This window comes from Arthrobacter sp. NtRootA1, from assembly GCF_019976975.1.
GTDB lineage: Bacteria > Actinomycetota > Actinomycetes > Actinomycetales > Micrococcaceae > Arthrobacter > Arthrobacter aromaticivorans.
On the sequence record NZ_AP024630.1, the window covers coordinates 2,309,752 to 2,330,701 of the forward strand.

The following is a 20,950-nucleotide window of genomic DNA, read 5'->3' on the forward strand; positions in this document are numbered from 1 at the left end:
AGTCGAAATGTTCATTTCGGGACATCCCGATACCAATTATTCATCGGTCAAGCTGACCGTCACCGCCAAGGTCAGGGCAGCGGACGACGTTGTCGCCTTGACCCTGGCCCGTCCCGACGGCCGCAGGCTGCCGGACTGGTCACCTGGATCGCATGTCGACGTGGTACTTCCGTCCGGAACCACGCGCCAATATTCCCTCTGCGGCGACCGCTGGGATGCCCACAACTACCGCATCGCGGTCCTTCACGAAAAGGAAGGCCGCGGCGGATCGGCTTTTGTCCATGAAGAACTCACCGAGGGCATGACGCTCGCTTTGGGTGGTCCGCGGAATAACTTCCGGCTCGTGCCCTCCGAAAGGTACCTGTTCATTGCGGGCGGGATCGGCATCACCCCGATCCTTCCAATGCTGCAGCAAGCGGACATGCTCGGTGCCGAATGGAAACTCCTTTACCTTGGCCGGTCGCGGAACAGTATGGCGTTTCTCGATGAACTTGAAGCCTACGGTGAACGGGTACAGGTGCTGGCCAAGGCCGAAGCCGGTACGTTCCGGCTGGAGGAGTATATCGGTGGACCCGCGACGGACACCAAAGTCTACGTGTGCGGCCCCAGTCGACTGTTGTCCGCCGTCGAACAGCACTGCAGGGAATGGCCCCCCGCCCTACTACGGGTGGAACACTTCGCTGCCAAGGAGCTAGGCGCTCCGGTTTACGATGCTCCTTTCGACGTGGAACTGGCGCGCTCAGGGCTCTCAGTCACGGTGACACCCGACGTCAGTGTTGTCGATGCGCTGAAAGCCGCCGGAATTGACGTCCTGACGTCCTGCCGGCAGGGCACCTGCGGAACCTGCGAGGTTGATGTCCTGGCAGGCAAGCCCGACCACCGCGACTCAATCCTTGACAAGGATGACCGGGCAGCCGGGAATTGCATGTTGCCCTGCGTGTCGCGCTCATGCGGTGACCGCCTCGTTCTTGACCTGTAAACCCGCGGCTATCCGTGAAAGGACCACATGACAGCCCCATCCATCCTCACAACGCCGTTTAGTGATGTCGATCCCTTCAGTCCCGACGTTCTGGAGGACCCACTCCCGTTCCAGGCCGACCTTCGCAACGCCGGACCGGTGGTCTACCTCCGCACTTATGACGTCTACGCAATGGGCAGATATGAGCAGGTAAGGGCAGCCCTGTCAGACTGGCAAACATTTCAGTCCGCGGCTGGAGTTGGACTCAGCAACTTCCGTTACGAAAAGCCTTGGCGACCCCCGAGTCTGCTGCTTGAAGCGGATCCACCCCACCACGACGCGCCGCGCGCGGTCCTCTCCACGATTCTCGGCCCCAGGGAAATCCGGCGACTGGGCGAAGCATGGGCGGCCGATGCTGAATCACTTGTAGATGACCTGCTATCGAAGGGTACTGAGTTCGACGCCGTGGCGGACCTTGCATCGTCCTTCCCCCTCCGAGTCTTCCCGGACGCGGTGGGAATACCCGAGGAAGGTAGGAAAAACCTCCTTCCTTACGGCGATCACGTCTTTAACGCGTTCGGTCCACCTAACGAACTTGTCGCCAAAGGGGAGCCACGCGTTGCCGAGCTCTCGGCTTCGATAGCATCCCAATGCGCCCGCGACGTCCTGACGTCAGAGGGGTTCGGCGCCCAGATCTGGGCTGCCGCCGATCGAGGGGATATCACGGAGGAGCAGGCACCCCTGATCGTCCGCTCCCTGCTCACCGCTGGGGTGGACACGACAGTCAACGGGCTCGCGGCGGTCCTCTACGCGTTCGCAACTAACCCTGAGCAGTGGGCGCGGCTGCGTGAAAACCCCGCTTTGGCGCGCACCGCCTTTGACGAAGCCGTGCGCTTCGAATCGCCCGTCCAGACATTCTTCCGCACCACCACCAGGGACATTGAGGTTGGTGGCACTCTAATCCCCGAAGGCAAAAAGATCCTCATGTTCCTCGGCTCAGCCAATCGAGATCCCCGGCGTTGGGAGAACCCCCATGCCTTTGACCTGAACCGGGATCCTTCCGGCCACGTCGGTTTCGGCTTCGGCATCCACCAGTGCATAGGCCAACACATTGCCCGGCTGGAGGCGGCGACTCTCTTGGATGTCCTTGCCCGACGAATCACCTCCATCGGGATATCAGGGCCAACACGCAGGCACCACAACAACACCTTGCGCGCATGGCAATCCCTTCCCGTCCGAGTCAGCGTTGAGTAATCGCCGGGTGGACCTCCCCGTTGGCTCGCAGCCTTGGTACGCGTTACACCTCTTCCGGACCTCACTGCCAGCTACGAAACGCCGGTAGCGACGCAGAAGACGGCCCGAAGTCCCACACCGAATAGCCAAGATTTAATCAACCGATCCAGCGTGCCTAAACCGCCGCAATCACGTTCGCAATGAGGTGAATCAGATGCACAACCCACGATTCTGCGCTGAAAAGCGGCCCAGATTCTTCAGATCCACGACTCTGCTTTCTGGGATTGCAGTAGCAACACTGGCGCTCACGTTAACTGGAGGAGCAGCAACCGCGAAGCCGGGCGCGGACTACTCCGCTGCGAAGTCGCCGGCTTCGTTCGAGAATATTCAGTGGGAGTCAACTCCTGATCCGGTATTCACTGATCCGGACGACGGGATGGCGAAGGACCCGTCAATCTTTTTTGCCAAGGGCCAGTACTACATGTTCTACACCGGTACTCTGCCGGGTTTTCAGGGCGGGGGGCAGGCAGGAGAACCTTGGACACTTGAATTTGCTACGTCCCCTGATGGGGTCGACTGGACCAAGCAGGGTACCTTGCTCGAAGCGGATTGCGGCGGTTGGGAAGCTTGCCGCGTCCAAGCCCCCAGCAAGCCAATTTTCCATCAGGGAAAGTTCTACATGTTCTACACCGGCGGGCCTCGAACGCCGACGAACATCATATATACCGGGTATGCGACGTCGACAGATCTGGTGCACTGGACAAAAGAAGGGCAAATCACTCAGACGGTTGCGCAGCCGCAGAACGTAAACCGAGCCAACGACATGTACATCTTTAAGGATCGTGGCTCGTTCTATATGTTCTACACGACGTACGGGACCAACGGAGAGCAGATCTTCAAGCGAGAGTCGAAGGATCTCGTCAACTGGTCCGAGCCGGAGCTGACTGGAGCGGAAGGCGAGGGTACGACCATATGGAAGGAAGGCACGACCTACTACCTTCTCGCAGCCCAAGGCTTCTCTGGCTTGGGGGAGGACTACCACCTCTACGGTTCAAGCACGCTCGATAACTTTCAGGAGATCGGTCTCGCAAACTTGGATCGCCCGAGCTTTGCGTCCGGTTCCCTCGGACATGGCGACGTAATTGATATGGGAAGCGAGATCTGGTTCTACTTCCAGGGCACTAACGATGGCGGCAAGACTTTCGACGTCGGCCTGGCAAAACACAAAAAGCTGCACCCCAATTAGTAGATGCCCATGAGAGACTGACGCCGAGCACTTTGCTCGGCGTCAGTCCGTTCTGGATGTAGGACCCATACGGCGAATTGGCCAAGCCGACCCACGCCGGTGGTCGACCTGCTTAGAAGACTCGCCGGAGATGGGGCGGATTGACGGTATCAGGGTGACTTCGACTGGGAAGGTCTCCGGATTGCCTGCTCCCTCGACGCACACGTCGGAGTTGTCATGAGCCATGATGCTGAGTTGCTCACTCGTCTTGAGGACACCGGACCGCTTACCTGGACATTGAAGAAGCGCTTGAAGTTGTTGATCAGTATGGCTTCCACATCCGCGACGTGGGCTTGTTGGCTTCGACATTCGCCAGGCCGGGCGACAACCGTAATGGGTGTGGAAGCACATCCGGAAGTCCGTGGGTAGTGGTCTGAAGATTTCGATGTTGTCATGTTGGGCGTTTGTTGGGGCGCCATGAACATGTCAAAGGAGGGAATCTAATGATGGGTTCTTGCTCTTCGCTATTCGGCTCTGCCGCCTTCCAACCTGTTCTTGTCGCGTGCGGCGCTGTGCATCGCGATTCCCCGGTCATGGACAGCGACCCGATGGTCGACGATAGGGGCAAAAGGAAGTGTGCACAATGTGCACACCTTTTGCTCCGGACTGGCCCGTACGCCCACCGGACTGGCCCGGATTCTGCATGTTTCCGCTACTTCCCAGCGATCACAAGGCCAAGAATCGCGTTCGAGTCCCACCTCGGGCACGGCATGACCCCTCGTCAGAGGGGTTTTTGCGTTTAAGTGTGTAGAAATTAGGTGGTCAGGTCCCCTGACACTGGCCGCGGGGTGTGCCTGGCGCCGCGGGTCGCCTGATTGGTTGTGGGGACCGGGTTCAAGGTCTTGGCTGGTGGGCCCTCCGCTCGCTCTGAACTGGGGTTATGCGTTCCTCTCTTGGTTCGTTTGGTAGGTCGGGGTTGTCTTACACCTATTCATGGGCGCCGGGACTGACTGCAAATGACTTGGCGATCCTGCCTCAAAGTCCTTTGTTTTGGCTCGTTGCTTGAGTCAAGAGGCTTGACTCAGGAGAGCTTCGTAGGCCAACGGGGTGTGGACATTGTCAACACTTAAAACTTCTTGATTGAGCCTGATCACAGCCATTTCGTTCGGCCTACACTACTCATCGCGTGTAAAGGCCAGAGCGACTGTGACGCCCGTTCGCAATCGCATCATCTGCAGGGCCGCAGCGACGTGAGAGTCCAGCCGGCATTGGCGACCGGGTGCTTTGGGGAGGCCTCTTTGGTGTCGTCGACGTCCAACTAAGATTAATGGGGGTTCCGGCGCGGATTGCAGTCCCTACCAAGGCCGCCGAGCATTTGGAGTTCACACGCTTGTCGGGGTGTGCACGTCGAAGCCGACCAGTTTGCCGATAAGGGCCCATACGTCGCCTAGTTTCAGGGGACGACCATTTCGAATCCCACTATGACTTGTTTGTCCTATCAGAGCAGGCACACCGGTCCTAATCGATTGATCCTGAATGTTTGTGTATGGCAGAGGGTCCGTGCAACGAAGCCTCTCGTTGGCGGCGTGATTCCACAAAATTGGTTGATCGTCTCCTTATGCAGGTCAACGTCGTGCGGGACATGATTGGGGATGTTCACGCCACCGACGCGCTGTGTTTCATCGAAGCAGACTCGCCGCTGTTTGGGGGAGCGTTCACGACTCGAGAAGTTAAAGTGCTTTTGGCCCAAACGGGTAGCCAAAATTCCTCTCATGCAAGCAGCCGCCGGCGTTAATGTGGCTAAGCTGAGTGAGGCTACTCATTGGTGTGGCCATCGAAACCGCATCCGGCGCCACTCCACTGACCAGCGGATGCATTTCCTCGCAGGGTTATAGGGTGTTCACCTTGTTGCCAGCGCCTCGAGTAGTGCTGGGGAATTCCCCTTTTTGGAATCTAATGAATCCGGTGGCCCCTCGTCGTCCGGCTGATTAGCTCTGCTGAGACTTCGCTACCGCATTGACGGATCGAAACACGGGCATGGGTATGCCGTCCAGACCCGTAAGCCCCGAAATCAAGGGTGAGGGGCTGTCCGATTTTCAGCTCCTTTACGTCGGTGCCCACCAGCGTGGAGATCAGTAGCGGACCTTCCTCGAGTTAGATCCATGCACATCGTTCCCGGCAGCTGGTCTGCTGTAAGCACCTGCTGCCGACGGTGTCCTTGCTGAAGCCTCTCCCTGCGAAGGCTCCCTTTTCCAAGATCGACTTCGTGCGAGCATGGCAAGGACTCCTCTAGTGAGGGCATTATCGACTTGGGCAAGTGGGCTCGAACGGCGGACTGTCGAAAGAGACGAAGGCATGCCTTCAGAGGGCAATACCAGTTTGCGTGATGGGTCAACTTGCTTGACCGACAACACAATTGCAAGGAACGGTCCCATCGCCGACCGTTGTACATCGACAGGCTCCGACTTCCACCCTTGGCCAGAAAGTCGACTAAGCACAACGCTGGTGGGCACAAATCATGCGCTCGTGGACGCGATAATGGCGCTGCGGATCCTTGATATGTGTTCCTCGGACATTGCGGTTGAGAGGGCCAGGAGTCCGTTGGTTCCTGCGAGTACGCCTTGGTTGTAGAGCTTCCACCACAGGGATTGCATGTCGGATGTCTGGATCCGTAGCAGGGAGCCCATGCCGTTGACGGGTAGGCCTGCGGACTGGAGCTGTGCGCGGAGACGATCCCCGGCAGCGTTCAAAGCCACCACAGAAGCTTCGTCATAAAGTTGCATCGAAGTGAGGCCGGCTGCCATGGTGACGGGGTTTGCCGTGAAGGTGCCACCCCACATGACACTTCGTCCGCCGCCTGGCCGGAAGCTTTTCAGGATCTCGGAACTGCCGCCGATGGCTCCAGCGGGGAAGCCTCCGCCAATGATCTTGCCCGCTGATATCAAGTCCGGTTCCACGCCATAGTGTTTGTGGAAACCTCCCCAGTGGAGCCGGAGGCTGATGACCTCGTCAACGGCCAGGAGGGCGCCGTGCTGATCAGCAAGCTTGCGGAGTTCGTTGACAAATTCAGGCTCGGCCGGCCGCAGCCCTGCCCGGTTGGGCATGAGGTCGATCAGGATGGCAGCCGTCTTGTCTCCCACGCGGATCATCGTGTCAGTCAGTGCCTGAAGATCTCCTTGGGGAAGCACGATGACGGACTGACGGCTTGATGCGGGAAGTCCGGGGGAGCGTTGATCGGAGACTTCGTCGCCGGTGCCGTGGTAGCTGCCTTCGAATCGGATGATGAGGTCCCGGCCTGTATAGGCTCTGGCTGCACGCAGCATCATGAGTACGGCTTCTGTTCCGGAATTGCAGAAGCGCCATTGCTGGATCCCGGTCCGTTCTGCCAGACATTCGGCCATGTCCACTTCGTACCGGGTGGGCAAGCCGAAGGCCGTACCCTGGCGGGCTGCGCCGAAAGCAGCGTCGAGAATCTCAGCGTTGGCATGCCCGTGAATCATTGAAGTGTAGTTGTTGTTGCAGTCGATAACGGAATGTCCGTTTTCATCGACCACCACAGCGCCCTGCCCCGAGGCGGCATATGGGGGATGGGGAGGGACATATACCGTCGATCTGGTGTTGCCTCCGGGCATGACCTTCGAGGCTCTCAGCGGTAGTGCTGTTTCGCTGGCAAAAGTGGTTGGCATGTTTGTTTCATTTCATTAAAGGTCGGCGGATGGTGCTGGACCCTGCATGCGGGGCCAGCACCATCCCGTCAGAGGAGGGCTACTGCGTCGATTTCGATGACGGCTCCGTCGGCGGCCAGGCCGCTCACTTCGACAAGTGTGCTTGCTGGCCTGATGTCCGGCCATCGTTGTGCCCTCAGCGCGCTGACTGCTGCGCGTTGTTTGATGTCGGTGACGAAGACGGTCAGTTTGATGAGGTCCGCCGGCGATGACCCGGCTGCCTTGAGGATTGATTCCAACGCTTCAAGGATGGTGGTTGTCTGTGCTTCGATGTCGCCTGGGTGCTGGATTGCTCCGCTGTTATCCAAGGCGAGGAGGCCGGAGACGTAGACGAACTGTCCTGCCGTGACGGCATGGGAGAAGTGCCCGCGGGGTGCGGGGACGGATGGGCTGGCTATCTCCGTTCGGATGGCGTCCGTGATTGTCATGCCGTTGCCCTCTCATGGTCGAGTTGGTGCGCTTTGGCCATGGCTGACAGGGTCACCTCAAAGCCGCCGATGGCGGTGTTGAGGTCCTCGTCGGTCCAGGCAGCGGTCGGACCGAATGTCCGGCTGGTCAAGCCCAGCCCTTGGTTTGCCAATCCAAGGCACATGAGGCGCCAGAGCCTGTGATCGGCGCGTTCTGCACTCGCGTAGTCCACGATTTCCTCGCTGGAGAAATGCACCCCGGCGCAGGGGCCGTCCCCGGTCACGGCAAGGGAGAAACCGAGCCGTTCGGCGATTTCCCGGAGTCTTTGGCGTAGCTTTTCGCCCTTGGCAGCAGCATCGGCGAAGACGGCGGGGGTGGTGGCCTTCATGGTTGCGACGGCTGCTGCCAGGGCTACGGGGTTTTGCGCGTGGGTGTTGGAGGCGCTGATCGGCTGTTCTACGATGTCAGCCCGGCCGGCGACGACGGCTACTGGCAGGCCGCCGCCAAGCATCTTGCCCATGACGATGAGGTCCGGGGCAGCAGATAGCCCGTAGTACTCGGTTGCGCCGCCGACTGCGAAGCGGCAGCCGGTGATGACTTCATCCAGAATCAGCAGGACGCCATGTTTGCGGGTTTCGTCCCGTAGGCCTTGGATGTAGCCGTCCCGTTGGTGGATGGCTCCGGGGATGGTCATCATAGGCTCAGCTATTACGGCCGCGACTGAACCATGGCGACTCTGCAGAACATCCCGGACTGCGGACAGGTCGTTGTAGGGCACGGTGACGATGTTGTCGTGGGCTGTTGGGGAGAGCCCGGTCTTCGAGGATTGTTCGCCAAGCAAAGCGTCGTGCTGGCCGTGGAATCCTCCTGCCACCCGGATGATTATCTGATTCCCGGTGAAGGCCCGCGCCAATCGCAGTGCATACGTGTTGGCTTCGGAGCCTGAGGGGGCGAACACGATCCTTTCAGCTCCGGGGATCCGTGCGCAGAGCAGCTGGGCGAACTCGTCGCGGATGGGGGATGGGTGCATGGCGCCGCCAGGGGCCCCGATACTGCTCATTGCTGTGTGAACGGCTGCTGTTACTGCGGGGTGGGCCCTGCCGATGAAGCTTGCGTTCCATCCGGCGTTGCAGTCCAGGACGGTGTTTCCATCCAGGTCCGTGAAGCGGGATCCGCTTCCAGAGGCGACATAGATGGGGTAGGGCATGCCTGAGTTGAAGCGGGTGCGCTGGCCCTTGGCGATGAGCTGCTGGGCGGTCTTGTTGGCTTCGAGGGAACGTGCGTTGCGTTGGTTGTAGGTTTCAAGCCATTGGACTTCGAGCGCGTCGAGGTGGCTGGTGCTCATGTGGTTTCCTTTGTTGGTTGGGGGGCTCGTTTGGAGCCCCCCAACGTCGTTACGTGTGTACGGAGGCCGTTTCGTGGTCGGCGCCGGCTTCGTTCATCTTGATTCCGCGTGTTTCACGGGTGAAGGCCGCGGTGATCGCAACGATCGCCAAGGCAGCCGCCGCGTAGACGGTGATAGCTCTGGTTGTCCCGAAGATTTGAAGCAGTGCGATGGCGATGGTTGGGGCGAGGCTGCCTCCGACGATTCCGGCGAGCTGGTAGCCAAGGGATGCGCCGCTGTAGCGGTGTTTGGCGTCGAAGAGTTCGCAGATCCATACGGCCTGGACTCCGTACATCGCTGAGTGGAACACGAGGCCAACGAGGACCGCTGCGATGATCAGGGCCACTGATTTGGTGTCAACCAGTGGGAAGAAGAAGAACAGCATCCAAATGGTCGCCCCAATGGCGCCGATGACGGTGATTGGCCTGCGGCCAAACTTGTCACTCAGCGCTGCTGAGAGTGGGTAGGTGATCAGCTGCATGCTGGCCCCGAGCATTGCTGCGGTGAGACCGATGCTGCCGGGCAGGCCGAGGGTCTGCGACACATAGGTGAGCAGGAACGTAATCAGGAGGTAGAACATGATGTCGGCGCCGGCCCGGATCCCAATGACCCGCAGGATGTCCAGCGGTTGACGCCGGAACAGTTCCAGGACGGGCGAGCGGCTGACTTTCCCCTCTTGCTGAAGGGCGTTGAAGGTCGGTGTTTCGGTGACTTTCAGGCGGATGTAGATTCCGACTATCACGACGATCGCGGAGAGCAGGAACGGTACCCGCCAGCCCCAGGCCACGAACTCTTCACGGCTGAGCTGCGCGGACATGAGGAGCAGGATGCCTGTGCTGAGAAGGTTTCCGATGGAGGCCCCGACTTGAACGAAACTCGTCAGGAAGCCCCGTCGGGCCGCTGGTGCGCGTTCTGCGATCATGAGTGCACCTCCGGCCCATTCTCCGCCCAGGGCGAGTCCTTGAATGAGCCGGATAATGACGAGGAGGATGGGCGCGAGGATGCCTGCGGTGGCATAGCTGGGCAACACTCCGATGGCGATTGTGGAGGTTCCCATCAGCATGATCGTTGCAAGGAGGACTTTCTTGCGGCCTATTCTGTCCCCGAAGTGTCCGGCGATTGCGGCGCCGACAGGTCGTGCCGCGAAGCCCACGGCAAAGGTGATGAAGGATAGCAGGGTTCCGGTCAACCGGTCATAGGACGGAAAGAAGACCTCTCCGAAGACCAGAGCGGCGGCAGTGCCGTAGAGAAAGAAGTCGTACCATTCGAGTGACGTGCCTACCAGACTTCCGGTGATGGCCCGTCGAAGTGCTTTTGTTTCCCCCAGATTGTGTTGCTCGGTGCTAGGCATGGTGCCTCCATAGTGGATCCGAAGTGCATGAGGTTGTTTGGATTTGTCGGGTTGACCCGTTCAGTCGGAGGTGGCGTAACCGGCTTCGATGTCTCCGGCGATGGCCTGTTTGGAGCGTCGCGCCGGGTCCCCGTAGCCGCCCCCGCCCGGGGTGAGCATGCAGATAATGTCGCCCTGGGTGATTCTGACGTTTTCGCCCTTGCTGACCATGGGAAGAGTGACCTTCTCTCCCCGCAGCCGGAACCAGGGGGCGGATGTCGCACCGGGTTGGCCGCCCATGCGGCCGACCGGGGCTGTCTTGGATTGGTCGCCGAGCAGGCTGGCGCGGCCGTGCTTGCCGAGGTATTCAAACTCGAAGTGGACGCCGAGTCCGCCCCGGAATGTGCCGGCGCCGGCGGATTCGTCCCTCAGGGAGTATTGGCGTACGAGGATGGGGTAGCGCTGTTCCAGCGTTTCAACCGACTGGATCAGGCCGATGCTCATCAGGGAGCAGCCGTTGGACAAACCATCGCCCGATTGGTGTCCGCCATATCCGCCACCAAGGAAGGTGTACATGACGAATTGCTCGCCGTCCTCGTCGACGCCTCCGATGGAAAGATTGTTGGAGGTGGCGGAGGACCCGGCCGGGACGCGGTCCGGCAATGCACCAGCGAGGGCCCCCATAACGGCTGTGATGATGCGTTGGCTGGTTTCAGCTGCGCAGCCTGCGACGGGGCGTGGTGGCTTGGCGTTGAGGAAGACGGACTCGGGGATGACGAAGGACAGGGGTTCGAAGATTCCCGAGTTGATTGGGATGTCCGGGAAGACGTGCTTTATGGCCACGATGGCGCTGGAGACGGTGGCCGCGTAGACGGAGTTCATTGGTCCTTCGCACGGTGGGGAGGACTCGCTGAAATCGATGGTCATTTCGTCGCCGCTGATGGTGAGGCGGACCGCTACGTCCAGGAGGGCGTCGTTGATGCCGTCGTTGTCCATCCGCTCGGTGAAGCTGTACGAGCCATCCGGTATGTCACGGATATAGCTGCGCATTTGGAGGGCGGAGCGTTCCCGGAGGAGGTCAATGACATTGGAGACGAGTTCTGGTCCGTATTCGTCGAGCAGCTCCGTGAGGCGTTCATCGCCGACCCGCAGTGCAGTGGCCTGGGCCTCGACATCGCCCATGATGTCGTCGGGCAGCCGGGAATTGGTTTGCAGTATCGCCAGGATGTCGGTGTTCAGGGTGTCCTGGGTGAACAGGCGAACGGGCGGAATCCGCAGGCCCTCCTGGTAGCAGTCGCTGGCCTGGGCAGCGAATCCACCGGGGACGCGGCCGCCAAGGTCTGTCCAGTGGCCGGTGTTGGCCAGCATGGCGAACAGTTTCCCGTTGTAGAAGTAGGGCCTGACGAGCTTGGTGTCCATGATGTGGGTTCCGCCGGCAAAGGGGTCGTTGACGAGGTAGGTATCCCCGGGTCGTGGTTCCTTCACGATGTTCAGGACGCTGGCGACCGTGTACTGCATGGTGCCTACGAAGATGGGCAGACCCCTGATGCCTTGGACGATCATGGATCCGTCCTTGGCGGAGTAGATTCCGTCGGCGCGGTCCCATGCGTCCGAAATGACGGGGGAGAAGGCCATTCGTTCGAAGACTGTGTCCATCTCATCGGCGATCTGTTCGAGACGTCCGCGGATCACGGCCAAGGAGAGCGGATCAACATCGGGGCGGCTCATCGTGCCACCTCCACGATGATCGAGCCGCTGTCATGGACGATGGACCGGGTTCCCGGGGGCAGGATGATGGTGGTATCGATTTGTTCGATCACGAGAGGTCCTTCCAGTGATTGACCGGCTACCAGGGAATCCCGTGACAGGACATCGACCATTTGTGGTTCGCCGGTGAAGTTGATGCTCCGTTTGGTTTGCTGATGCGTGGTTTTCGTCTGGGTTGGTGCCAGCGACGGAAGGGATCGTCGTCCGGTAGTGACGGTTCGGAGGTTGATCAGCTTGATGTTTCGTGCCGGGTGCCTGCCGCCGTAGGTTTTGGCGTGTTCGCGCAGGAAGGCATCGGCGAGCCCGTCGGAAGTCCAGCCCTGCTGCCGGTCCCCGAGCGGGATACGCAGCGTGTAACGCTGTTTGCTGAAACTCATGTCGGCGAAGTGTTCCACGGCAATGCTTTCGGACGTGAAACCGTCGGAGGTGAGCAGTCCTGTGCCCTCGGAGGCGTGCTGGCTCAGGATGTCCTGGACCTTCTGGCTTAGCTCAGTGCCTTCAACGTTGATGTTGAGGGCGCTGACGTAGTCGTACTTGGCATCGGCGATGAGGCATCCGTAGGCGCTGAGGGCGCCTGGGTGGGGTGGGATGAGGACGGTGGTCGCTCCGACTGTTCTTGCCAGTTCGGCGATGTGCATTGGTCCGGCGCCACCGTAGCCAACCAGGGCAAATTTTCGGGGGTCGTGGCCTTTGTCCACGCTGACGCTGCGGATCGCGACAGCCATCTTTTCGTTGGCTATCCGGATGATGGCCAAGGCTGCGGCCTCGATGCTGAGGCCCAGGGGGTCCGCGATTTCAGTTCGGATGGCGTTCCTGGCGGCGTCGACGTCGATGGTGAATCCGTCTTCGGTTCCGAGTTGCTGGTCTGGGGCTATACGACCCAGGACAGCATTGGCGTCGGTGACTGTGGGTTTTGTGCCACCTCGGGCGTAGCAGGCGGGTCCCGGTGTTGAGCCGGCGCTCTCGGGTCCTACCTGGAGGATTCCTGCCCGGTCGAGGGAGGCCAGCGAGCCGCCGCCGGCAGCGATGGTGGTGATGTCGATCATTGGCAGTTTGATGGGCATGCCATAGTCGATGTTCTTTTCGGAGGTGATGGATGGGGCGCCGCCGGGTATCAGTGCGACGTCGAAGCTGGTACCGCCCATATCGCAGGAGATGACGTCGGCGAGGCCGGCTGCCGCGCCGAAGTCAGCTGCCGCTACCGTTCCTGCGGCCGGCCCGGACAGCAGTGTCCGTGCACCCAGCCGTCCTGCGCGCCGGGCAGGGATGAGCCCGCCGTTGGACTGCATCACCTGGACCTCATGCTTGAAGCCTTTTGCTTCAAGCCGGTCTTGGACGCTGTGAAGGTAGCGGCCCATGGTGGCGCTGACGAAGGCGTTGACAGCCGTTGTGTTTGCTCGCTCGAACTCTCCTGACTCGGGGCACAGTTCATGTGAGGCGCTGAAGCTGACACCGGGGAGCAGGGTGGCGAGCCTCTCGATGAGGAGCTGTTCATGGGCCGGATTTGCGTAGCTGTTGAGAAGGCAGACAGCGACGCTCTCAACGTTCAGGTCCCGCAGTTTGTCCGCGACGCGAATGATGGCGTCATCGGTCAATGCCGTCAGGATCCGGCCCTGGGAGTCAATGCGTTCATCGACTTCGATTGATCGGCTCCGCGGAATAATCGGTGTGTAGCCTGTTGTCAGCCCGTAGGTGGTGGGCCGGTCCCGTCGGCGCAGCTCGAGGACGTCCCGGAATCCTTTTGTGGTCACCAGCGCACAGCGGTCTCCCTTACGTTCAAGAACGGCGTTGGTGGCCACGGTCGTGCCGTGGACGACTGCGTCCATCCCGGCGACGGGTACCGGTAGTTGCTCCAGTCCCGCGACGAGCCCTTCCGCTTGCTGGCCCGTGGTCGAGAAGACCTTCGCTATGCGGAGACGGTTTTCTTTGGTGTCGTGCAGCACCACGTCTGTGAATGTGCCGCCAACATCGATTCCTGCGATGACTTCCATGTGTTTTCCTAACGTTGTTTTTGTGCTCACATGAGCTACGAACTGTTCCTCGACAGCAATTGCGCCATGGCAGTCGCGGCCGTGAGAACGGGCTCCACCCACTGGTCGATGACGAAGCGGCTGCTGGGACCGGCAACACTGAGTGCACCGACGAGAACCCCGCTTGGGGCGGCGATCCCGGCTGCAACACCGTCGATGCCCTCGGCATATTCGCCCTCTGTGATGGCATAACCCTGTCGCCGGACTTCCGGGAGGATCCTGCACTTGAGTACGGTCTTGGAGCGGACACTGAGGCTGGTCACCTCTGGCAGCTCCTCGTCCGGGTAGAGGTTGTCGATCTCTGCTTCAGACATCGACGCCAGCAAGACCTTTCCGGATGCGCAACTGACCAAGGGCATCCTGGTCCCCACCCGAATGTCCATCCTCAAGACATGCTTCGTCTCGAATCGTTGAACAATGATGGCGTCCCGGTTGCGCGGTATCGCCAGCGAGACTGCTTCACCGCTCAGGTCCGCCAGTGACCTCATGGGTCCCAGCAGAGCGCCTCCGAACCGGGCAACATCCGGGACGGCCGCGCCCACCTCGAAGGCACCCAGGCCAAGGAAGTACATGCTGTCCTCGTCCTGAAAAGCGAAGTCCTGTTGCAGGAGCGTGGACAGAAGCATGTGTGCAGTACTTCGTCCCACGCCGAGTTGGCGCGACATCTCACTGACGCCAATCCCTTTTGGGTGTTCGCTGAGAATTCGGAGCACACGGAGTGCGGTGGCAACCGTGCTGGAAGTCCTTGATGAACTGTTTGACATATGCGAACATCCTTCGTAAATTGCGAATGCGGATAAATGATGCAGTGATTAGCCTCACGCGTCAAGAGTCGATTTTGGGCCGTCTGAATTCGCGGAAATTCCGCAAGATCCACCATCTGTGCCAATCTGAGACAAATAATCCCATCCTCTTGACGTTCGCGGGGTGTGGGTACAGGATTCAATCTGCTTCTGATCAACCAGTCAGATATTCGTATATTCCGAACACTGGCGACCTTCATGACTTGCGCATTTCGGGTACAGCGGACCACGCTCCACGTCGATAAAGCCAAACAATGAGCGCCATAGGAGAAATTCTTGGTCATCAAAATAGACAATGTCCTGTCCGACGTCGCTGTTCGAACAAAGCGCAAAGTATTCCGGCGACTGATGCCCATACTGATGTTGGGGTACATCGTGGGATATCTCGACCGGACAAGCATTTCGTTCGCCAGCCAAGGGCTCAGCCAGGAGTTTGGCATGAATGCCACCGCATTCGGATTTGCCGTCGGCATTTTCTTCCTGGGCTATGTGATTTTTGAAATTCCCAGTAATGTCTTGCTGCATCGAGTGGGAGCCCGGATCTGGATCACGAGGATCATGATCAGTTGGGGGATCATCACCGTGCTTATCGGGTTGACGACGGGCGCAGCCGGCGTCTACATCCTGCGGTTCCTCCTCGGTGTCGCTGAAGCCGGATTCTTCCCCGGCATAATCCTCTACCTCACATACTGGTTTCCCAATGCCGTTCGGGCCCGTATGCTGTCCGTCTTCATGCTCTCTGTTTCCATCGCCCTGGCGACCGGAAGCCTCCTGAACGGTCAGATCCTTCAGCATTTTGATGGCCTGCTTGGTTTTTCGGGCTGGCGATGGATCTTCTTCGTCGGCGGCCTCCTGGCGGTCATCCTCGGCGTCCTCAGCTTCTTTCTGTTGACGGATTCTCCACAGAAGGCGCGTTGGCTCGACGAACCTGAACGCCAGTGGCTGATCGAGACCCTGGTGCGGGAGGGCGAGGAGCGTGCGGCGGGCCGTTCAAACCACGGCATTTGGGCAGGCTTGCGTGATAAAAGGGTCATCCTTCTGGCGGTCGTCTTCTTTCTGATCCAGTTCGGAAACTACCCCTTGGCTTTTTGGCTGCCGCAACTGGTCAAGAAGATCGGACCGGAATTATCGGCAGTTCAAGTCAGCCTGGTAACAGCCATTCCTTATGCATGCGCTGCAATAGTTCTGTTTCTGATGGCGATGCGCTTCGCACGGCGCGACGCCGAAGTTGCACACATCAGCGTTCCGCTGATCTTTGCTTCGGGTGCCTTCGCAGTAATCACAGCGGCCCTGGGCCAGCCGATCATTGCTCTTATCGCAATCACAGTGGCAACGATGTGCGTCCTCCCGGCAACAGCAATGTTTTGGTCGCTGCCCACCCATTATCTGACCGGCGCAGCAGCCGCGAGCGGAATCGCATTAATTAACTCCGTGGGTAACATCGCCGGCTTTGTAAGCCCTTATAGTTACGGTTTTCTCAGGGACGCCACCGGCAGCGACAGCGTGGCGCTTGCAATGCTCGGCGCCGCAGTGATTACGGCGGCTGTAATACTCATTATCTGGAGGAATAAAACCCGCAGCGGGAGCTAATACCCCAAGGGCTCAATGGCCCACGCGATGCGATGAAGGCGGGTAGCAACCCGTCCCCGCAACGCCAGCCATCGCCGTCGTAATTCCTGCTTCCCGTCAGGAAGCGTAGGTGCCATGGGGGCGGCGCTGTGCGCATGGCTCAAGGTGGCTTGCTCCTGGCGCGCAAGCAAGAGGGCAAGTGGATAGTAGCTGTTCATCAGTTCTCCCAAGCAGTTCGCCAAGGCAGCAGTCAGCGTTGCTCACTGGCCGCGGCGGATCCGGTCTACTTTCAGTACTTTGTAGTAGGAAGAGTAAGGGGAGGGACTCCTGCCGCACTGTGCCACTCTGGGCCACGTTGGAAGAGGGGCAGGCCGGATCGGCGAGGCGCCGGCCCGTGCTCGGGGGTGACTGACCGCCGTCGCCTATTGTGTTCCTGACCCGAAGTCGACGCCCAAAATCGCCCGGGACAGGGTAACGGCACGGTCCGCCAATTCTTCAAGCTCGGCGTCGGTGCAGTCGCGGGAGGCCCAGCGCGTGGCACCCTCGAGGAGGGTGACAACCACCTTCACGTGTTCCGCGGGATCGGCATACCCCATGTCACGGGCCGCCGCCTCATACATCTGCTCGTGGAGCGCCACCCATTCGTCCACTTGCGCGCGGAGGTCCTTTGGCAGCACTTCCGCCATCCTGTCGGTGGCTACAAGCAAGTCCCAGAGGTTGCTTTCCGGGAGCCGCACCTGCCGCGTGAAGTGAAGCCTGACCATGGCGTCCCAGAACTCTTCCGCATTTGTGGCTGGCGCTACCGCCTCAAGAAGGGCGACGCCGAAGCGGTGGAAATGCCAGCGAAGCGATTCGGCAACGATTTCGTCCCTGCCGTCCGGGAAATGGGAGTAGAGGCTAGGCGGCTTGACGTTGACGGCGTTGGCGATGGTCCGCATGGAAACGGAGTTGAATCCATTGGCGATGGCGAGTTCCAGGAAGGCCTCGAGGATGTTCTGGCGGGAGGCTCTCTGGCCGGCCCAGTTCCACTCCTCCAGCTTGGTCTGGAACTGCGCCTTCGCTGTTTCGTAGGACGTCGCGCTCATAATCCATCATCCTAACAGTCGTTAGGTAACTCGACTCGGACGCTTCCCTAACGTCTGTTAGTTAGGTAGTCTGGAAGTGGCGCGGAGCACAAGCACCCACCAATCCGAATGGTTTGAGCGGAAGAGCACACAATGGTCACCGAAAACACGAGCCTGGGGGCCCCTCGAAACAACAACGTCATCCTCGGAAGTGGTCTTTCGGGAATGGTTGCCGCGTACATCGGCGCACGCGCGCTGGAGGAGAACGCATCACAAAATGAGAACTGGACCGCAGAGCGGGTGTTCCGTCCCAAGCTGCCGAGGTGGCGGCCGCGAAAGACCAGGCCGGGGGGACCTGGCCCGGCGTTGGCTTCCTGAACCGCATACCAAGAGAGAACCTCAACATGTCTGCAGAAGTACTGTCACCGTTGCCGCATGAGACCCCACGCGAAACCAACAGGGTCCGTGAGATCTTCCTTATGCAACCGCATGCCGACCTCAGCGGTATCCGTCCCATGGTGGCCCGCTCGTGGTACAGGAGCCGGGCCGCGGGCGTTGACGCCTTCGCCGACCGTGGGTTCTACGACGAAGGGCGGGTAGACGAGTACACGATCGCAGCAGCTGGCCCGCACCTGCAGAAACTGGACGAGGTGGCCGCCGACCTGGGGGGCTACGTCAACATCACCGCCCCCAACGGTGTCCTGGTCAAGGCCAACTTTTTGCGGGATGACGGGTTCCCTGCCGGGTACTCCCTGCTGGAGGAGAGCTGTGGCAGCAATGGCGAAGGCCTGGCACTGGAAGAGGGGCGTGGTGTCTGGCTGGCTCCGGAGGAACACTTCCGGGAGGACATGCGCGGCAACTGGTGCTTTGCCTCCTTGGTCCGCGACCCATTCCATAACCGTGTACGGGCTGTCATCGGGCTGACTCTCCCGGCAAACCGGGTCAGCACGCTGGAACCGTCATCCACCCTGCTCATGTTGGAGGGAGTTGCTTCCCGCATTGAGAGGGACATCGAGGTCCGGACCTCATCCAAGGAGCGGGCACTTCTGAGCGAATACCTCAGAATCTCGCGCCGCAGGGGCAACCGGGCTGTCATCGCCGTCGACGGTAAAAACTCGCTCCAGAACGCTTCGGCGACGGCGACGCTGGTGGACAGCGATTTCTCGATCGTCTTCGGCTACGCCAAAGCGGTCATGGCTTCCGGCCGCGACATGAACTGCGAAGTCATGCTGCAGGGGCCGGGGCGTTCCACGCTGGAAATATCACCGGTAACGCTTTCTTCGGCGAACGTCGGAGCAATTGTGGTGGTCCGGCCGCATGCACCCGCCATGGAGCGGGCGAACGCTTCCGCAAGCGCGGCAATAACCCTGGAATTGGCACCGCAAGGGACCGCTGAACGGTTGCTGAAGTACGTGGATGGCACCAGCACAGAGTTCAAACGCACACTCAACCTGGCGCGGAAAGCCGTGGACCAGGACAGGTCCGTGGTGATGATCGGTGAACTCGGCAGCGGGAAACTACGGCTTGCCGGTGCCATCGCATCCCTGCGTGGTGGGCAGATGGTTGTGGATGCCCGCAACGGAGACCTCAGGAATGCCAACTTCAGGGATGTCGTACACCGGGTGGCCACCGAGCTCCCAGCCACGTTGATCGTTGAACACGCCGATGAACTATCCCAGAACGAAGCCAGTGAGATTGCCCGCAACCTCCGCAACAACGCCACCACCAAGCTGATCTTCACCGTCACCCGCCCCACGGATGCCACGCTCCTGCTTTCGGAGGCCTTCGATGTCCTTGAGGTCTCCGTGGCGCCCCTGCGCAACAGGCGCGAAGACATCCCCCACCTGGCCAACGCCATCGCAGGAGAGCTGGGGGAGCGGCGCTTGTCCCGCAGGCTCATCACCACCCTCACCCATGCAGACTGGCCACGGAACATCGACCAGCTGCGGGCCGTGGTTTCCAACGCCGTCGAACGTGCGGAGGGTGCCGAGGTGACAGTTGACGACCTGCCCCAGGGATTCCACCGTGTCCTGACGAAGGGCAGGCTATCCCGCCTCGAGGATGCAGAACTCAGCGAGTTGCGCACGGCCCTTCAGGAGGCGAAGGGCAACCGCAGCCTGGCCGCTGAAACGCTGCAGATCGGGCGCTCCACGCTGTACCGGCGCATGGACTACTTCCGCAGCCGCGGCTTCGATCTCTGATTCCAGGCAGGGAGCCGCAGCCGACCTCCTAAGGGGGCCGGCTGCTCCGTGCTGCCCCGGCGGCGAAAAGCCCGACGGCGATTGGTGAGTTGTGCTGCCCGGGCGGCGGAAGGCCCGGCTCTCCCCATGCGGTGGGACACGGTGTCCCACCGTGGTGTCTCGATATGGCACGGATGGCCGCCCCGATATCGCGTTGTACTGGAAATCACCCGACGCCGGCACCCGTCTCAAGGACTGTCCGGCGGCGACCGAGGATACGAACACGAACAGGACGACTGACTATGACCCGCGATGCCCAGGGAACCATTCTTGTGGCCCCTCACCATTTCCCGGACCTGGACCGCGAGCACGCGCTCGCGGAGGAGTTCGGTTACACACTCAACGCCGCGGCAGACACCGATGCCTTCCGTGACGGGCTTCCCGAAGCCGACATCGTGATGATCACGCCCTATGCCAAGCTCACTGCCGCCGATTTCCAGTTGATGACCAAGTGCCGGGCAGTGATCCGGTACGGAATCGGCTACGACAACATCGACGTCGCCGCAGCCACCGAAGCGGGCATCCCGGTCTCGATCGTTCCCGGCACGGCGTCGGAGGAAGTCGCCTCCCATGCCTTCGCGATGGGCCTGGCGCTGGCCCGCCGCCTGCCTGCCGGAAACGCCGCCATCGACAACCTTGGCTGGGCCGGAACCATCGGCTACGACACCCCTGTCCTCTCCGAGCTTGAGGTCGGCGTCCTGGGCATGGGCCGCATCGGGCAGCATGTGGCCCGCATGTATTCGGCTGTAGGAGCCCGCGTCCGCGCCTATGATCCCTTTGTCACGGAGAGTTTCGTGGAGATGACCGGGCTGCAGGACATCCTGGAGAATTCCGACGTCGTTTCCCTCCACCTGCCGCTGAACGACGAAACGGCGAACCTCATCTCCACCGAAGTGCTCGCGAAAATGCGCAAAGGCACGGTGATCGTCAACGTGTCCCGCGGCGGCCTCATCGATGAAGCCGCGCTCGCCGAGGCACTGGCCTCCGGACACATTGCAGGCGCCGGCATCGATACCTTCGCCCAGGAGCCGCTCGGTGCTGATCACCCGCTGCGGACGGCACCAAACGCCATCCTCACGCCGCACATCGCTTGGCGTTCCAACCGGTCGACAGGTGCCCTGCAGGACGGTGCCGTGGAGCGCGTACGCCTCGCGCTAACCGGGCAGCCGCTCATCGACCTCGTGAACTGAAACGACTCGTGAACTGAAACGACT

General features: G+C 60.5%; 15 protein-coding genes. 6 read left to right on the forward strand and 9 right to left on the reverse strand.

Annotation, left to right across the window (positions count from 1 at the left end; genetic code table 11):
• Positions 1-7: 7 nt before the first annotated feature.
• The 3 genes from LDN90_RS10395 to LDN90_RS10405 all read left to right on the forward strand — a co-directional run bounded on the left by LDN90_RS10395 (position 8) and on the right by LDN90_RS10405 (position 3,437).
• Positions 8-979, forward strand: a complete 972-nt coding sequence (locus tag LDN90_RS10395; RefSeq protein ID WP_223948980.1) for a PDR/VanB family oxidoreductase — start codon at positions 8-10, stop codon at positions 977-979.
• Positions 980-1,006: 27 nt separating this feature from the next.
• Complete coding sequence (locus tag LDN90_RS10400) at positions 1,007-2,212, forward strand: cytochrome P450 (RefSeq protein WP_223948981.1); 1,206 nt, start codon at positions 1,007-1,009, stop codon at positions 2,210-2,212.
• Positions 2,213-2,405: 193 nt separating this feature from the next.
• The gene (locus LDN90_RS10405; RefSeq protein ID WP_223948982.1) at positions 2,406-3,437 is read left to right on the forward strand and encodes a hypothetical protein; all 1,032 of its coding nucleotides are present in this window, start codon (positions 2,406-2,408) and stop codon (positions 3,435-3,437) included.
• 2,495 nt (positions 3,438-5,932) lie between these two features.
• Here the strand turns inward: LDN90_RS10405 and LDN90_RS10410 are convergent.
• From LDN90_RS10410 to LDN90_RS10440, 7 genes are all read right to left on the reverse strand, one after another.
• Positions 5,933-7,102 carry an aminotransferase class III-fold pyridoxal phosphate-dependent enzyme gene (locus tag LDN90_RS10410; protein WP_223948983.1) on the reverse strand — a complete coding sequence of 390 codons (1,170 nt, stop codon included), beginning with the start codon at positions 7,100-7,102 and terminating at the stop codon, positions 5,933-5,935.
• A gap of 68 nt (positions 7,103-7,170) precedes the next feature.
• On the reverse strand, positions 7,171-7,569 hold the full coding sequence (locus LDN90_RS10415) for a RidA family protein (RefSeq protein ID WP_223948984.1): 399 nt from the start codon (positions 7,567-7,569) through the stop codon (positions 7,171-7,173).
• Positions 7,566-8,894 (reverse strand): aminotransferase class III-fold pyridoxal phosphate-dependent enzyme, encoded by a 1,329-nt coding sequence (locus tag LDN90_RS10420; protein ID WP_223948985.1) that lies wholly within the window; start codon positions 8,892-8,894, stop codon positions 7,566-7,568. The genes LDN90_RS10415 and LDN90_RS10420 overlap by 4 nt, the downstream gene beginning before the upstream one ends.
• Before the next feature lie 49 nt (positions 8,895-8,943).
• On the reverse strand, positions 8,944-10,284 hold the full coding sequence (locus tag LDN90_RS10425; RefSeq protein WP_223948986.1) for an MFS transporter: 1,341 nt from the start codon (positions 10,282-10,284) through the stop codon (positions 8,944-8,946).
• 60 nt (positions 10,285-10,344) lie between these two features.
• Entirely contained in the window at positions 10,345-11,991 is a 1,647-nt protein-coding gene (locus tag LDN90_RS10430) for a hydantoinase B/oxoprolinase family protein (protein ID WP_223948987.1), read from the reverse strand.
• Positions 11,988-14,021, reverse strand: coding sequence for a hydantoinase/oxoprolinase family protein (locus LDN90_RS10435; protein ID WP_223948988.1), 2,034 nt, complete (start codon positions 14,019-14,021; stop codon positions 11,988-11,990). Before LDN90_RS10435 ends, LDN90_RS10430 begins: the two co-directional genes overlap by 4 nt.
• 35 nt (positions 14,022-14,056) lie before the next feature.
• A complete protein-coding gene (locus LDN90_RS10440; protein ID WP_223948989.1) occupies positions 14,057-14,824 on the reverse strand; it encodes an IclR family transcriptional regulator in 768 nt (255 codons plus the stop codon).
• A 315-nt stretch (positions 14,825-15,139) separates the two neighbouring features.
• Here LDN90_RS10440 and LDN90_RS10445 point away from each other — a divergent pair, with 315 nt between their 5' ends.
• The gene (locus LDN90_RS10445; RefSeq protein WP_223948990.1) at positions 15,140-16,453 is read left to right on the forward strand and encodes an MFS transporter; all 1,314 of its coding nucleotides are present in this window, start codon (positions 15,140-15,142) and stop codon (positions 16,451-16,453) included.
• Here the strand turns inward: LDN90_RS10445 and LDN90_RS10450 are convergent.
• Positions 16,450-16,650: a hypothetical protein gene (locus LDN90_RS10450; protein ID WP_223948991.1), complete on the reverse strand. Its 201-nt coding sequence runs from the start codon at positions 16,648-16,650 to the stop codon at positions 16,450-16,452. The genes LDN90_RS10445 and LDN90_RS10450 overlap by 4 nt on opposite strands.
• Before the next feature lie 204 nt (positions 16,651-16,854).
• Positions 16,855-17,517, reverse strand: coding sequence for a TetR/AcrR family transcriptional regulator (locus LDN90_RS10455; protein ID WP_223948992.1), 663 nt, complete (start codon positions 17,515-17,517; stop codon positions 16,855-16,857).
• A 383-nt stretch (positions 17,518-17,900) separates the two neighbouring features.
• Between LDN90_RS10455 and LDN90_RS10460 the strand changes: the two genes are divergently transcribed.
• The gene (locus tag LDN90_RS10460; protein ID WP_223948993.1) at positions 17,901-19,697 is read left to right on the forward strand and encodes a helix-turn-helix domain-containing protein; all 1,797 of its coding nucleotides are present in this window, start codon (positions 17,901-17,903) and stop codon (positions 19,695-19,697) included.
• A gap of 281 nt (positions 19,698-19,978) precedes the next feature.
• The gene (locus LDN90_RS10465; protein ID WP_223948994.1) at positions 19,979-20,926 is read left to right on the forward strand and encodes a C-terminal binding protein; all 948 of its coding nucleotides are present in this window, start codon (positions 19,979-19,981) and stop codon (positions 20,924-20,926) included.
• Positions 20,927-20,950 lie beyond the last annotated feature (24 nt).